Here is a 14,356-nt window from a genome sequence, read left to right as displayed (position 1 = left end):
CCTGTCCGTGTTCCAGCCCGTAATCCGCAGCCCTGCCCGTTTTGCCCTGTTCTGCCTGGTTGCCGCCATGGCCATGCTGTCCGTGGCGCAGGCCATACCGGCCCAGGGTGCCGTTCGGGTGCGGCACAGACCGGCCCTTGTGGTGGCCAGTGCGGAGTCACATCTCGAACCGGTGCAGGATGCCGTCTTCTTCCGGCCCTTTATGCAGGAATCGGGGCTGTCGGTCACGCACAGGGCCTGGGATGGTAGTCTGACCGAACTGGACCGCCATGGCCTGCACGCGGCAGCGGCGGATACATGGTCACTGGTCTTTACCGAAGACAGCACCATCCGTGCCGCCTGCATGGACGGCCTGCTCGTGCGTCTGGCGGGCAGTGCGACCAATCCCGATGGCTGTGGCGTGCCGGGCCTGACCACGCAGGTGGTTGTGGCATGGGATCCGACATGGCGACAGGTGGCGCCACAATGGGGGGATTTCTGGGACGTCGTGCGCTTTCCCGGCAAGCGCGGCCTGCGTCGTGACCCGCGTACCACGCTGGAGATCGCGCTGATGGCCGATGGTGTGGCACCAGGGGATGTCTATGCCCAGCTTTCCACCGATGCAGGCGTGGACCGCGCCTTTCGCAAGCTCAGCCAGTTGCGTCCTTACATAACATGGTGGTCTACCCCCCAGCAGGCTGCCAGTATTCTGGCCCATGGTCAGGTACTCATGAGCAGCGCGCCCAGTGATGCAGTCATGATGTCCCCCGCGCAGGGTCGGCGCGTCATCGGTGTCAGTACTGACATGGCTTTGTCCTATGGTCTGTCATGGGGTGTTGTGGCCGGGCAGGTGGCGGCCCGGCTGGGTCAGTCACGCGAACTGCTGCATTTTATCGTGCAGCCTGACAGGCGGGACAATTTTACCACCCATTATGCCACCACGCCCCGCCCCGATGCGGGTCATCCCGCCCGGGTCCTGCCGATGGACGTGCAGTTCTGGCAGGCTCATTATGCCACTCTGTCGCACCGTTTCGACATATGGCTGCGGGGCGCTGGCTGATGCTGCCTGCCCTGACCGGCCAGCCCCCCGGCCTGGTGGCGGTGGATGGTCTGTATGCGGCGCTGGGGCTGGGGCTGGCTTGCCTGGTGGTGCTGGGGGGGCATGCCATGCTCCGTCGTGCCCGGTCGGGGCTGGGTATTGTGCTGCGCGGGTGCATGCTGGCGTGCATGCTGCCCGGGCTGGCGCTGGCGCTCTGGTGGCCAGATATCATGCGCGGGGCATCGGTTGCGGTGTGCATGATGCAGGGCGTGTTCATGACCCCTGCCGCCATGTGGCCGCTCTTGCGCGTGCTGCAGCGCATGCCTCCCACCCTGGCGCGTACGGCCAGCGGGCTGGGGGCGGATGCGCAGGCCCGGTTGCGCCTTTTGTGGCTGCCGCTGCTTGGTGGGCCGCTGGCCGGTGTTGTGGCCTGCTGTGCCGCCATGGTCATGTTGTGCGCCATGGCCGCGGCGGCATGGCCGTAGACTGTATTGATGGATTGCACACGTCAGGACCACGATCATGACAGACAAGACCCGACCCTTCTGGGAAACGACGCCCCTCGACCAGATGACCCGCCCGCAATGGGAGGCGGTATGTGATGGCTGCGGCCGGTGCTGCCTGCACAAGCTGCGTGAGGATGAAACTGATGACGTGCTCTTCACCGATGTCGCCTGCCGTCTGCTCAATACCGAAACCTGCCAGTGCAGTGATTACGCCCACCGCCAGAGCCGGGTGCAGGACTGCATTACGCTGACGGCGGACAAGCTGGCCGATATCGACTGGCTTCCGCCCACCTGTGGTTACGTGCTGCTGCGCGATGGGGAGCCGCTGCCTTGGTGGCACCCGCTGGTGTCCGGCACGACCGAGACGGTGCATGAGGCCGGTATATCCGTCAGTGGCCGGGTCATCAGCGAACGTCATGCCGGCATGCTGGAGGATCACGTGATCGACTGGCCTGGTGAAGCGCCACGGAATGCATTCTGCCGTAGCCGCCCCCGGTCGCGCTGATGGCTGACGGCGCGGGCGACAGGATGCTGGAGGTCGTGCCCATTGCATCGGGCACGGTTACGGTGCGCTGGCGCCCATCGCGGCAGGCGCGGCGCATTTCCATGCGGATCGACCCGGCCAGTGGTCATGTCATCATCACCCTGCCGCGTGGCGCGCGCAAGGCGGATGGTCTGGCGCTGCTGCGCGCGCATTCCGCCTGGGTTGCAGCCGGCCTGTCACGTCTGCCGCCTGCCACTGAACTGCGCCATGGCGGCACGGTGCTGCTTGATGGCATAGCCCTTGAGATTCGCCATGCGCCTGAGGCCCGGCGCGGTGTGTGGCTGGAGGATGGCAGGCTCCATGTCAGTGGGGCGGAGGATTTTATTGCCCGTCGTGTGGGGGCCTACCTGCGTGCGCAGGCACAGGTGCTCCTGCCCGCGCGCCTGCGCCTTCAGGCTGAACAGGCCGACTTGCGGCCCGTGCAGGTCAGGCTGCGCGATACGAAAAGCCGGTGGGGAAGCTGTTCATCCGATGGCACCATCATGTTGTGCTGGCGGCTGGTCATGGCTCCGCAGGAGGTCCAGCACTACATCATCGCCCACGAACTGGCGCATCTGCGCCACATGAATCATGGTCCTGACTTCTGGCTGCTGGTGGATCGGTTGACCCCCCACCGTCGCCAGGCCGAGAAGTGGCTGCGTGCCAATGGCGCCGGTCTGCATCGGATAGTGCCAGCCTGAAAACAGATAAAAGGGACAGAAGTTTTTGGGTGCCGCCTTTTTTCAAAAAGGCGGCGTCTTTCAAAGCTTTTTGGAAAAAGATTCACCAAAGACTTTTGATCGTTTTGCTTCAGGCGGTGAACTGCTCGGCAATGATCCGCTCGGACAGGCTTTGCCCGGGGTCGAACAGCACGGTGGTGTGCAGTTCGCGTGCTTCGGTAATCTTGACGGAAACCACGTCGCGTACCTCGGTAAAGTCGGCCACGGCGGCGACGGGGCGCTTGTCGGTTTCCAGTATGTCAAAGCGCACCTGCGCCGTGGAGGGCAGCAGCGCGCCCCGCCACCGGCGCGGACGGAAGGCACTGATGGGGGTTAGTGGCAGCAGGTTTGCCGAGAGCGGCACGATTGGGCCATGGGCGGACAGGTTGTAGGCTGTGGAACCTGCGGGGGTGGAGATCAGCACCCCGTCGCAAATCAGTTCGGGCAGGCGCACGCGCTCATCAACGTTGATGCGGATTTTCGCCGCCTGTCGGGTCTGGCGGAACAGGAACACGTCATTGAGCGCCAGCGCATGGATACACGCGCCATCGCGTGTTGTGGCTTCCATGCGCAGCGGGTGCAGGATGGCCACCTGTGTCGCCGCCAGCCGCTCGGGCAGGTTGTCGGGCACGGCGGGGTTCATCAGGAACCCCACCGTGCCGCAGTTTATGCCGTAAACCGGCAGTGTGCGTTCCAGCGTGGTGTGGAGCATTTCCAGCATGAACCCGTCGCCGCCCAGGCAGACCATGGCATCGGCTTCGGTGGTGGGGTACTGCCCATACTGCGCAACCAGCCGCGCCAGCCACATCTGGGCGCTTTCATTGGGGGCGGCGCAGAAATGCAGCCTTTCGGGGATGTACCCGTCGGTCCAGCCGGGATACGACATTTCAGTCATGGTGTGTGGACGGACAGGCGATGATGCGCCATGACCGGCATGCGTCCGCGTATGGTTTCCACCACTGCTGCATCAAGCCGCGCTGTGCTCCAGCCCGGCCCGTCCGATACCTGGGCCACGATGGTGCCCCACGGGTCGATGATCATGGAATGGCCGTAGGTGCGGCGTTTCTGGCCGCTTTCATCCACATGGGTACCGGTGGTGCCGCAGGCGACCATCCAGCATTGGGTTTCGATCGCGCGTGCGCGCAGCAGGGTCTCCCAGTGGGCAAGCCCGGTTTCGACCGTAAAGGCTGCGGGTACTAGCAGCACGTTGGCGCCACGGGCGCGCAGGGCGTGGAACAGGGCGGGAAAGCGGATATCGTAGCAGATGGCCAGCCCCGCCGTGAAATCGGGAGAAAGCGGGGCGGTCACGATGTCCGAACCGGGGTCGTAGGTATCGCTTTCGCGGTAGCCCTCGCCACCGGGAGTGGTGATGTCGAACAGGTGAATCTTGCGGTAGCGCGCAATCTCACGGCCCCTGGCATCGAATACCAGTGTCGTGTTGAACAGCCTGTCCCCATGCCGTTCGCCAATGGAACCGCCATGGAGCATGATGCCGTGTGCGCGTGCCGTGTCGGACAGGAAGCGGTACAGCGGCCCGGCTTCCCCCGTGCCATCGGGGGCTGGCAGGGACTCGGCGGCCATGAATTTCATGTCCCGTGTCCCGCCCAGGCAACTCCACATTTCGGGCAGGACCACAAGGTCGGGCTTGTCAGCACCTGTGGCGGCGGCAATCAGCGCGCGGGCATGGTGCATGTTTTCGGGCGCGGATGCGCCGGGCGCCATCTGGATGACAGTGGTGCGCATCAGGACAGGTACTCCATGGATAATCCCCAGACCATAGGACAGCCGCCCCCGCGCCCGCAACAGGCACCGCCAATGCGTGCGGCCCTGTTAAAAGTCATGGGTGGGGGATAGGATGCGGGCAGATCTCGTATTGAAAAAACAATGGCACATTCTTCCTCTTCCCGAACTGTCATCTTCGCGGCCCTTGCAGGCAACCTTCTGGTGGCCGCCACCAAATTTGGGGCGGCTTTCCTGACCGGCAGCGCCTCGATGCTGAGCGAGGCCATCCACTCCCTGATCGATACCGGCAACCAGGGGCTGCTGCTGGTGGGCATGCGGCGCGCCATACGCCCGGCTTCGGCCATGCACCCGTTTGGCTACGGGCTGGAACTTTATTTTTGGACCTTTGTCGTGGCCCTGCTCATTTTCGGGCTGGGGGCGGGTGTCTCGCTGTATGAGGGGATCATCCACATCATCCATCCGCAGCCGGTCTCGCATGTGCTGGTCAATTATGCCGTGCTGGTGGCCAGCATCGTGTTCGAGGGGTCGGTCTGGCTGCTGGCCCTGCGCGCCTTCCGCAAGGAGGGCAAGGGGCGGCGTGGCTGGGTGGAAGCCGTGCAGATGAGCAAGGACCCCACCGTCTTTACTGTATTGTTTGAAGATACGGCGGCGCTGGGCGGCCTGGCCGTGGCCCTTCTGGGCAATATCCTGTCCGAGATGCTGGACATGCCGGTTCTCGATGGCGTGGCCTCCATCGTGATTGCCTGCATCCTGGCGGTCACGGCGGCGTTTCTCGCCCGCGAATCCCAGTCACTGCTGACGGGTGAGGGCGTGGCCCCGGAAGTGTTGGCCGCCCTGCGGCGCATGGCGCTGGCGGCCCAGGGGGTGGAGCGGTTGAACGAAATCCGCTCCATGCATTTCGGCCCACGTGATGTGCTGGTGGTGATCAGCCTTGATTTCCGTAATGACCTGACGGCAGGACAGGTGGAAATCGTGGTCAGCGCGCTGGAGCGGCAGATCAAACAGGCTTACCCCGAAGTCACCCGTGTTTTTATTGAAGCGCAGGACAGCCATGCCCAGCCCACCAGTGCCACCATCACGGCTGCCACGGAGGGGGTGCCTACGCCGTGACGAATTCGTCCGCCCGGTAGCCCTGGGCGAACAGCAGGGTGCGCAGCGTGGTGTTATTGACCTGATTTTCAATCTCGCGCCGTACCGCAGGCTTGGCATGGAAGGCAATGCCTGCCCCCGCCACCCGTAGCATCGCCAGGTCATTTGCGCCATCGCCCGTGGCCATGGCGTCATCCATGTCCAGCCTGCTTTCCTTTACCAGCCGCCACAGGTGGGCCAGCTTGGCGTCCGGGCCTAAAATGGGTTCGCTCACCTTGCCCGTTAACGTCTCGCCCTGGGTGAGTAGGGTGTTGGCGTGGTTTTCATCAAAGCCGCACAGGGTGGCCACCTTGCTGGTAAAGAACGTGAACCCGCCCGAGACCAGTGCCGTGCGCGCGCCGTTGGCCCGCATGGTGCGCACAAGTTCCAGTGCGCCGGCATTCAGCCTGACATCTTTCCACGCCCGTTCCAGCAGACTGACCGGCAGACCCGCCAGCAGGGCCACGCGTTCATGCAGGGCGGATTCGAATTCGATCTCCCCGTTCATGGACCGGCGCGTGATGTCGGCAATCTTCTCGCCAATGCCCGCATGCGTCGCGATGTCATCCAGCGTTTCGCAGTTGACGATGGTGCTGTCCATGTCTGCTACCAGCAGGCGCTTGCGGCGGTTATGGGTGGGGGTTACCAGCACATCCAGCCCCCGGTTTGCAAAAGCGGTGCGTACGGACCCTATGCCCGCTTGTTCCCATGTTTCGGGTGCCGGGCAGGCGATCTCGACGGCTTCCCCTACCGAAAGGGTGCTGGGGGCGGCTCCCCGCACCAGGTCGCGTGCGGCCTGGATATCAACCGGGGTAAGGGATGTGGCATCACGCGCGGCCACCAGTACAAGGGTATGGGTAAGGGAAGAGGAATCAGCCATGGGGTCCGGGTATAACAGGGGTGGGACACACACGCATCCGCCTGTGGGGCAGGGGCGCGTGGCGCTGATCGTGGCGGGTCCGACCTGTTCGGGCAAGTCCGCACTTGCGCTGGCGCTGGCGCAGCGGGTGGGTGGCACCATCATCAATGCGGATTCGATGCAGGTGTACCGCGAACTGCGTATCCTGACCGCCCGCCCCGACCCGCGCGATGAAGCCTGCGTTCCGCATGCGCTGTATGGCGTGCTGCCTGCGGCCCAGACCGGTAGCGTGGCCTGGTGGCGCGAACAGGCCATGGCGTGCGCACAGGCGGCGTGGGACGCAGGGCGCGTGCCGGTGTTCTGTGGCGGGACGGGAATGTATTTCCGTGCGTTGACTGATGGGCTGGCTGATATTCCCCAACCACCCGATGCCATCCGTGCACAGGCGCGCGCCATGGTGGAGGCTCTGGGCCCCCAGGGCGCGCACGCGCAACTCCATACGCTCGATGCCCAGACGGCCGCCACCCTGCGCCCCACCGATGGCCAGCGTATTGCCCGCGCGCTGGAAGTGTATCTGGCTACCGGCCATGGTCTGGCATGGTGGCGGCGCGAGGCGGTGCTGCCTGCGCTGGATGCACGCTTCATTGCCGTGCGCCTTCACCCGGCGCGGGCAGACCTGCGCGCCGCCATAGCACAGCGCTTTCACGCCATGGTGGAATGCGGTGCCGTGGCGGAGGTCGCCCATCTGCTGGAACACAACCTGCCTGCCACCCTGCCTGCCATGCGCGCCCACGGGGTGCCCGAACTGGCCGCCGTGCTGCGTGGCGACATGACCCTGGCTGATGCCACCGCGCGGGCGATCACGCTGACCGGACAGTACACCAAGCGCCAGGCCACATGGTTCGCCCATCATGCACTGGCGGCACCCGCAGACACGTATGTGCATGAAAAGCGTTATGAAAATCCCTCAGGTACGCAACAAATGGAAAGATGTGACAATAAAATCATTTCTTTTGTTATTAATCGCATTGACGTGGGCCAAGGGTTTCCGTAAACCCGGCCCGGGATTTCGCCACTCATGGCAGGCCGGTTGTTCCGGCCACCACGGCGAAGGAGCAGGAACATGAACGCAGCATCGCACCAGACCGACCTGAAACTTCATGCCACCAGCAAGGACACGCCTGTTGTCCTGAGCGGGGCCGAGGTTCTTCTGCGCGTATTGGGTGAGCAGGGGGTCGAAGTGATTTTCGGCTATCCCGGTGGCGCGGTGCTGCCCATTTACGATGCATTGTTCCGCCAGAACGCGATTCGCCATGTGCTGGTCCGCCACGAGCAGGCGGCTGTGCATGCGGCGGAAGCCTATGCCCGCTCCACCGGCAAGGTGGGCGTGGTGCTGGTGACCAGCGGCCCCGGTGCCACCAACACGGTGACCGGACTGCTCGACGCCATGCTCGACTCGATTCCGGTGGTCTGTTTTTCCGGGCAGGTCGGCGTGCCGCTGATCGGCACCGATGCCTTTCAGGAAGCCGACACGACCGGCATCACCCGCCCCGTCACCAAGTACAATTACCTTGTGCGCCGCGCGGACGAGATTGCGCCCAGCGTGCACGAAGCCTTCCATATCGCACGCAGTGGCCGCCCCGGACCGGTGCTGGTTGACCTGCCCAAGAACCTCATGGTCGCGCCCGCGCCCTACGTGGCGCCACCGCGCACGCCACATCCGTCCTATCAGCCGCAGACCGAGCCGGGCCGCGATGTGATCGCCCGCGCGATGGCGGCCATGAAGGGCGCGCGCCGTCCGCTGTTCTATATTGGTGGCGGTATCATCAATGCCGGGCCGGAAGCCTCCATGGCGCTGCGCCGACTGGTGGAAAAGACCGGATTTCCCTGTACGTCCACGCTCATGGGGCTGGGGGCGATGCCTGCGGGCGACCGCCGCTTCCTGGGCATGCTGGGCATGCACGGTACGTACGAAGCCAACATGGCCACCCACGACTGTGATGTGCTGATCGCACTCGGCTCGCGCTTTGACGACCGGGTGACCGGGCGGCTGGATGCGTTCTCGCCCGGTTCGTTCAAGATCCATGCGGATATCGATCCCAGCCAGATCAACAAGATCGTACGGGTTGATGTGGGTATCGTGGGTGATGCACGGCGTGTGATCGAGATGATGCTGGAGGAGTGGGACTGCACGCCCGCCAATACCCGCCAGCCGATCGATGTTGCGCAGTGGTGGCACCAGATCAATGAATGGCGGAAGCTCGACAGCCTCGGCTTTTCGCAGGACATGGCGCCCGAGGCTATCATCCGCCCGCAATACGCCATCCGTCGCCTGCATGAGATGGCGACCGCCACAGGGCGCGACACCTATGTCTCGACCGAGGTGGGGCAGCACCAGATGTGGGCCGCCCAGCATTTTGGCTTCGACAAACCCAACCGCTGGCTGACATCGGGCGGGCTTGGCACCATGGGTTATGGCCTGCCGGCCGCCGTTGGCGCGCAGGTGGCCCATCCCGATGCGCTGGTGATTGACATTGCGGGCGAGGCATCGACGCTCATGAACATTCAGGAACTGTCCACGATCGCGCAGTACCGTCTGCCGGTTAAGGTGTTCATCCTGAACAACCAGTATATGGGCATGGTGCGCCAGTGGCAGGAACTGCTGCATGAATCGCGCTATTCCGAAAGCTACAGCGCAGCGCTGCCGGATTTCGTGAAACTGGCGGAAAGCTTCCATGGGCGCGGCCTGCGGGCGACCTGCGTGGGTGAACTGGATGGCGTGATTGCGGAAATGCTGGCCTATCCCGGTCCGGTCGTGGCCGACATCTGTGTTGCACAGGATGAAAACTGCTACCCTATGATCCCGTCGGGGGCAGCGCATAACCAGATGCTGCTCGGTCCCGATCAGGATGACGAGATCAGCGCCGAAGGCCGCATGCTGGTCTGATCGCCCGTCAGTCCCGGTGGGTTTTCCTGCCGGGTGTTTTTCGTACCTTTTGCTGGCATGCAGCCTGCATGCCAGTATCTTCAGCAGTCAGGAAACGCCATCATGACCACGCAGCAGGAGAGCCCGGTCTCTGCGGTCATTTCCATTCAGGTCGAAAACGAAAGCGGTGCGCTGGCGCGTGTCATCGGCCTGTTTTCCGGCCGTGGATATAATATTGAAAGCCTGACCGTGGCTCCGGTTGATGAAACCCGCCGCCAGTCGCGTATCAATATCGTCACCACCGCGACCCCGCGCGTGCTGGAACAGATCCGCGCGCAGGTGGAACGCCTGGTGCCGGTTTACCGCGTGTCGGTCATGACGGCGGCAGAACCCCACGTTGCGCGCGAAATGGCGCTGGTCAAGGTGATTGCCAGCGGCGAACGCCGCGCTGACGCCCTGCGCATTGCGCAGGCTTTCCGCGCCCATCCTGTTGATGCCTCGGCCACATCGTTCGTCTTTGAACTGACGGGTGCGACCGACAAGCTCGATGCCTTTATCGACCTCATGCGTCCCCTTGGCCTCGCCGAGGTGTCGCGCACGGGTGTTGCCGCCATCGCCCGGGGGGCGGCAATCCTGTAAGGGTCGCGTTTTTACCGATCAATTCTTTTTTCATCCATAAGGAGTAGGACCATGCGCGTCTATTATGATCGCGATGCTGATGTGAACCTGATCAAGAGCAAGAAGGTCGCCATCATCGGTTACGGCAGTCAGGGCCACGCCCATGCCAACAACCTCAAGGACTCTGGCGTGACCGACATTGTGGTCGGCCTGCGTCCTGAATCCACCGCCGTCGCCAAGGCCGAAGCCGCCGGATTCAAGGTGATGACCCCTGCCGACGCTGCCAAATGGGCGGATGTGGTGATGGTGCTGACGCCTGATGAAGGCCAGGGCGCGCTGTACAAGGAATCGCTGGAAAAGAACCTCAAGCAGGGCGCAGCCCTTGCCTTCGCTCATGGTCTGGCGATCCATTTCCGCATCATTGAAGCGCGCCCTGATCTTGATGTGTTCCTGATCGCGCCCAAGGGGCCGGGCCATACGGTGCGTTCCGAATACCAGAAGGGTGGCGGCGTGCCGTCCCTGGTTGCCGTGGCGCAGAATGCGTCTGGCAATGCGCTGGAAATCGCGCTGTCCTATGCTTCCGCCAACGGCGGTGGTCGTGCAGGCATCATCGAGACGACCTTCAAGGAAGAAGTTGAAACCGATCTGTTTGGTGAGCAGGCCGTGCTGTGCGGTGGCCTGGTCGAACTGATCCGTGCAGGTTTCGAGACGCTGGTCGAAGCAGGCTATGCGCCGGAAATGGCCTATTTCGAGTGCCTGCACGAAATGAAGCTGATCGTGGACCTGATCTACGAAGGCGGCATTGCGAACATGAACTATTCCATCTCCAACACGGCGGAGTATGGTGAATACGTGTCCGGCCCGCGTGTAATCACGCCGGAAACCAAGGCCGAGATGAAGAAGATCCTGACCGACATTCAGGACGGCACCTTCGTGCGCAACTTCATCCTGGAAAACCAGTCCGGTAATATCGGCTTCAAGGCCACCCGTGCGCACAACAACGAACATCAGATCGAGAAGGTTGGCGAGAAGCTGCGCGGCATGATGTCGTGGATTGGCAAGAACAAGCTGGTCGACAAGTCGCGTAACTAAAAATTTCCCGTTAATAAAAAAAGAATAAAATTTTTTGGGTGCCGCCTTTTTGGGTGGTGAGTCGTTACCCCCCAGCCTGCATGCGCCAGCCGGAAATGTTCCGGTTGGCGTTTTTTTTATATCCGCCAGCCGCATTGTCGTCCGTATTTGCCGTGACAGGCATGGGGAACGGGTGCCACCATGCGCGACCGGAAAGAACCTGAAGGAGCACCGTACCGTGACGGATTACGTGATTCCCCCCTGCAGCCCGCCCGTTGTGCCAGTGGAGGGGAGTAGGGGTGTCTTTCCCGTTCGGCGGATCTGGTGCGTGGGGCAGAATTATGCCGCCCATGCCCGCGAGATGGGCAGCAACCCCGAGCGTTCCGAACCCTTCTTCTTTTCCAAACCGGGTGATGCGGTGGTGCCCGGCGGCGGGCTGCTACCATTTCCGGTCGGCACGTCCGACCTGCATCATGAAGTGGAACTGGTGGCTGCGATCGGCCGCGATGGCCACGACATTACCGTGGAAAAGGCGCTGGGCCATGTGTACGGTTATGCGGTTGGCCTGGACATGACGCGCCGCGACCTGCAAGCGGCAGCCAAGAAGGCGGGCCGCCCGTGGGATCTGGCCAAGGGGTTCGACCAGTCCTGCCCCATTTCATCCATCGTGCCCGTCGCAACCATAGGGCATCCCGAACGCGGGGCCATTACGCTGAGCGTGAATGGAGAGCCCAGGCAGAAAGGTGACCTGATGGATATGATCTGGTCTGTTGCGGAAATCATTTCCAGCCTCAGCCGTTTCGTTTCCCTTGGTGCGGGTGACCTGATCATGACCGGCACGCCCGCTGGCGTGGGGCCGGTCAGGCGTGGGGATGTGCTGCACGCCAACTGCGCCGGTGTGGGCGAACTGAACGTGACCTATACCGGCTAGGTTCAGGTTCATGGATGGGGCTGGGCATCTGGTCGGCCCCCCGTCCGTCAGGCTGTCAGGCTGCGGTACCCGTATGCGTGACCTGCCGCATGGACGTTCCGGCATTCATCATTATTGCACCCCATCGCGCCTGCGTGGCGGGGTGCCAGGGCTTTGTGCCCTGTCAGGTAGAAGGATCAGAAACATGCAGTACCGTCAGCTTGGCCGTTCCGGCCTGCGGATTTCAGCCTTTACCCTTGGCACCATGACATTTGGCGGCAAGGGCAATTTTGCCAAGACAGGCAACACCGATCTTGCCGGGGCCAGCCGTCAGATCGATCTGTGCATTGATGCCGGGATCAACATGTTCGATACGGCGGATATCTATTCGACCGGTGTATCGGAGGAAATTCTCGGTGCTGCCCTCAAGGGCCGCAGCGCCGATGTGATGGTGACTACCAAAGCGCGTTTTAACATGGGGCCGGGCGCCAATGATGCCGGTCTGTCACGCTATCATCTTGTCAGTGCGTGCGAGGCTAGCCTCAAGCGTCTGGGTCGTGACCATATCGACCTGTATTACCTGCATGAATGGGATGGCCAGACCCCTCTGGATGAAACGCTGGAGGCGCTGGATACCCTGACGCGCGCGGGCAAGATCCGTTATGCCGGGGTTTCCAACTTTTCGGCCTGGCATATCATGAAGGCCCTCGCCACGGCGGAGCGTAACCGCCTGATCGCACCTGTGTCACAGCAGATATACTATTCCCTGCAGGGGCGTGAGGCGGAATATGAACTTCTGCCCGTTGCCGTGGACCAGGGCATTGGTGTGCAGGTCTGGAGCCCGCTGGCGGGCGGCCTGCTGTCTGGCAAGTACCGCCGTGGCAAGCCACAGCCCGAAGGTACGCGCCAGATCGAAAAATGGGGCGAACCCCCGGTCTATGACATCGAAAAACTGTATGACGTGGTAGACGTGCTGGTCAGCATTGCCGAAAGCCGTGGCATCTCCGCAGCGCAGGTGGCGCTGGCCTGGGTGGCGCAGCGGCCGGCCGTGACATCCGTCCTGATCGGTGCCCGGACCGAGGCGCAACTGGTCGATAACCTCAAGGCCATTGACCTGAGTCTGACGGTGGAAGAAATCAGTCGCCTTGATGAAGCCAGCGCCCCGCCGATCCTTTATCCCTTCTGGCATCAGGCGAGTACGGCGTCGGATCGTCTTTCCGCAGCCGACCTGCTGCTGCTTGGACCGACGTTGGCAAAGAAGAAGCAATAAAACAGCGGAAGGAAGTTTTGGGTGAGGCTTTTTTCCAAAAAAGCTTCAGAGAACGCCGCCTTTTTGAAAAAAGGCGGCACCCAAAAACGTCCATCATTTCTATCAGAGGTTTGCCTGAAAGCCGTTTCCCGTCGGGCTGCTTTCCCTTGGTGAGGATTGCATACCGCTGGACGAATGGCCGTTGCGCCAAGAAGGCACAGCAAGGTTGATCTGGGTCAAGGTTGGAAACCGCCTCCCAATGATCAGTTATTCCCTGTTCCGCATCGCCCATGACCTCATGCGCGCGACAGGATACAGGGGAAGGAATTCGCTTCCGATATCTTGTAATAACATCCAGTTGAACCCATCTGGAATCCAGCGCCATGCCGTTGCCTGTTGAGGGACGGCGCAGGGCGGAACCTATTTTGTCGCCTGATCAAGAGGGACGGGAAAGCATATGAATATCGAGAAGTTTACAGAACGGTCGCGCGGTTTTTTGCAGGCTGCACAGACCATTGCCATGCGCGATTACAATCAGCAGTTGACGCCGGAGCATCTGCTCAAGGCTCTGCTGGATGATGAGCAGGGGGCTGCATCTTCCCTTATTCGCGCAGCAGGCGGGCAGGTGCCTGCCATTACGGCGGCAAACGAGGCCGCCCTTGCCAAGCTGCCAAAGGTGCAGGGCAGCGGTGCCGGACAGCCCACCGCTACAAGTGAACTGGTGCGCGTGTTGGACGGGGCCGAGCAGGCAGCTCAGAAAGCAGGTGATGAATATGTGGCGCAGGATCGCCTGCTGGCCGCCATCGCCGCGTCCGAAACACCTGCTGGGCAGGCTCTGCGTGCGGGCGGTGCGACACCGCAGGCGCTGGAAAAAGCCATTGCCACCATCCGCAAGGGACGTACCGTGGATAGCGAAAACGCCGAAGCCAATTTTGACGCGTTGAAAAAATACGCGCGTGACGTGACGGAAGTTGCCCTTCAGGGCAAGCTGGACCCCGTGATCGGCCGTGACGAGGAAATCCGCCGCGCCATTCAGGTCCTTGCGCGCCGCAGCAAGAATAACCCCGTTCTGATTGGTGAGCCGGG

The 14,356-nt window shown here is 62.4% G+C and carries 15 protein-coding genes (1 of these 15 cut by a window edge); 12 read left to right on the top strand and 3 right to left on the bottom strand.

The features are described from left to right. Positions 1-7 precede the first annotated feature (7 nt). The 4 genes from GLX_RS08895 to GLX_RS08880 are packed head-to-tail and all read left to right on the top strand — an operon-like array spanning position 8 to position 2,748. On the top strand, positions 8-1,039 hold the full coding sequence (locus GLX_RS08895; RefSeq protein ID WP_041247763.1) for an extracellular solute-binding protein: 1,032 nt from the start codon (positions 8-10) through the stop codon (positions 1,037-1,039). Then, positions 1,039-1,503: a hypothetical protein gene (locus tag GLX_RS08890; protein ID WP_014105640.1), complete on the top strand. Its 465-nt coding sequence runs from the start codon at positions 1,039-1,041 to the stop codon at positions 1,501-1,503. Before GLX_RS08895 ends, GLX_RS08890 begins: the two co-directional genes overlap by 1 nt. A 37-nt stretch (positions 1,504-1,540) precedes the next feature. Continuing rightward, complete coding sequence (locus GLX_RS08885) at positions 1,541-2,029, top strand: YcgN family cysteine cluster protein (RefSeq protein WP_014105639.1); 489 nt, start codon at positions 1,541-1,543, stop codon at positions 2,027-2,029. Further along, positions 2,029-2,748 carry a M48 family metallopeptidase gene (locus tag GLX_RS08880; RefSeq protein ID WP_014105638.1) on the top strand — a complete coding sequence of 240 codons (720 nt, stop codon included), beginning with the start codon at positions 2,029-2,031 and terminating at the stop codon, positions 2,746-2,748. Before GLX_RS08885 ends, GLX_RS08880 begins: the two co-directional genes overlap by 1 nt. A gap of 109 nt (positions 2,749-2,857) precedes the next feature. Here GLX_RS08880 and GLX_RS08875 read toward each other — a convergent pair whose 3' ends face one another. Together GLX_RS08875 and GLX_RS08870 are read right to left on the bottom strand one after the other, a co-directional pair. Then, a complete protein-coding gene (locus GLX_RS08875) occupies positions 2,858-3,661 on the bottom strand; it encodes an NAD kinase (protein WP_014105637.1) in 804 nt (267 codons plus the stop codon). After that, positions 3,658-4,509 (bottom strand): carbon-nitrogen hydrolase family protein, encoded by an 852-nt coding sequence (locus GLX_RS08870; RefSeq protein WP_014105636.1) that lies wholly within the window; start codon positions 4,507-4,509, stop codon positions 3,658-3,660. Before GLX_RS08870 ends, GLX_RS08875 begins: the two co-directional genes overlap by 4 nt. Before the next feature lie 141 nt (positions 4,510-4,650). Between GLX_RS08870 and GLX_RS08865 the strand changes: the two genes are divergently transcribed. Then, on the top strand, positions 4,651-5,619 hold the full coding sequence (locus GLX_RS08865) for a cation diffusion facilitator family transporter (protein WP_014105635.1): 969 nt from the start codon (positions 4,651-4,653) through the stop codon (positions 5,617-5,619). Here the strand turns inward: GLX_RS08865 and serB are convergent. Continuing rightward, complete coding sequence (gene serB / locus GLX_RS08860) at positions 5,609-6,517, bottom strand: phosphoserine phosphatase SerB (protein WP_014105634.1); 909 nt, start codon at positions 6,515-6,517, stop codon at positions 5,609-5,611. The two genes, GLX_RS08865 and serB, sit on opposite strands and share 11 nt — an antisense overlap. On the opposite strand from serB, the gene miaA reads away from it, so the two are divergent. The 7 genes from miaA to clpB form a co-directional block, all read left to right on the top strand. Then, the gene (gene miaA / locus GLX_RS08855; protein ID WP_014105633.1) at positions 6,516-7,550 is read left to right on the top strand and encodes a tRNA (adenosine(37)-N6)-dimethylallyltransferase MiaA; all 1,035 of its coding nucleotides are present in this window, start codon (positions 6,516-6,518) and stop codon (positions 7,548-7,550) included. The genes serB and miaA overlap by 2 nt on opposite strands. Positions 7,551-7,619: 69 nt before the next feature. Then, positions 7,620-9,443, top strand: coding sequence for a biosynthetic-type acetolactate synthase large subunit (gene ilvB, locus GLX_RS08850; protein ID WP_041247311.1), 1,824 nt, complete (start codon positions 7,620-7,622; stop codon positions 9,441-9,443). Positions 9,444-9,545: 102 nt separating this feature from the next. Further along, the gene (gene ilvN / locus GLX_RS08845; RefSeq protein WP_041247310.1) at positions 9,546-10,061 is read left to right on the top strand and encodes an acetolactate synthase small subunit; all 516 of its coding nucleotides are present in this window, start codon (positions 9,546-9,548) and stop codon (positions 10,059-10,061) included. A gap of 51 nt (positions 10,062-10,112) precedes the next feature. Then, entirely contained in the window at positions 10,113-11,132 is a 1,020-nt protein-coding gene (gene ilvC, locus GLX_RS08840) for a ketol-acid reductoisomerase (protein WP_014105630.1), read from the top strand. A 217-nt stretch (positions 11,133-11,349) separates the two neighbouring features. Next, positions 11,350-12,042, top strand: a complete 693-nt coding sequence (locus GLX_RS08835; protein ID WP_014105629.1) for a fumarylacetoacetate hydrolase family protein — start codon at positions 11,350-11,352, stop codon at positions 12,040-12,042. Between the two features lie 184 nt (positions 12,043-12,226). After that, the gene (locus GLX_RS08830) at positions 12,227-13,291 is read left to right on the top strand and encodes an aldo/keto reductase (protein WP_041247309.1); all 1,065 of its coding nucleotides are present in this window, start codon (positions 12,227-12,229) and stop codon (positions 13,289-13,291) included. 436 nt (positions 13,292-13,727) lie between these two features. Further along, positions 13,728-14,356: the 5' end (the start) of an ATP-dependent chaperone ClpB gene (gene clpB / locus GLX_RS08825; protein ID WP_014105627.1), read on the top strand. 1,975 nt of this gene lie beyond the right edge of the window; the window shows 629 of its 2,604 coding nt (coding positions 1-629); its start codon is at positions 13,728-13,730; the stop codon falls past the right edge of the window.

It is taken from the genome of Komagataeibacter medellinensis NBRC 3288 (assembly GCF_000182745.2).
Classification (GTDB): domain Bacteria; phylum Pseudomonadota; class Alphaproteobacteria; order Acetobacterales; family Acetobacteraceae; genus Komagataeibacter; species Komagataeibacter medellinensis.
The sequence above is the reverse complement of the archived record's forward strand: the minus strand, read 5'-3'. Positions and strand labels throughout refer to the sequence as shown.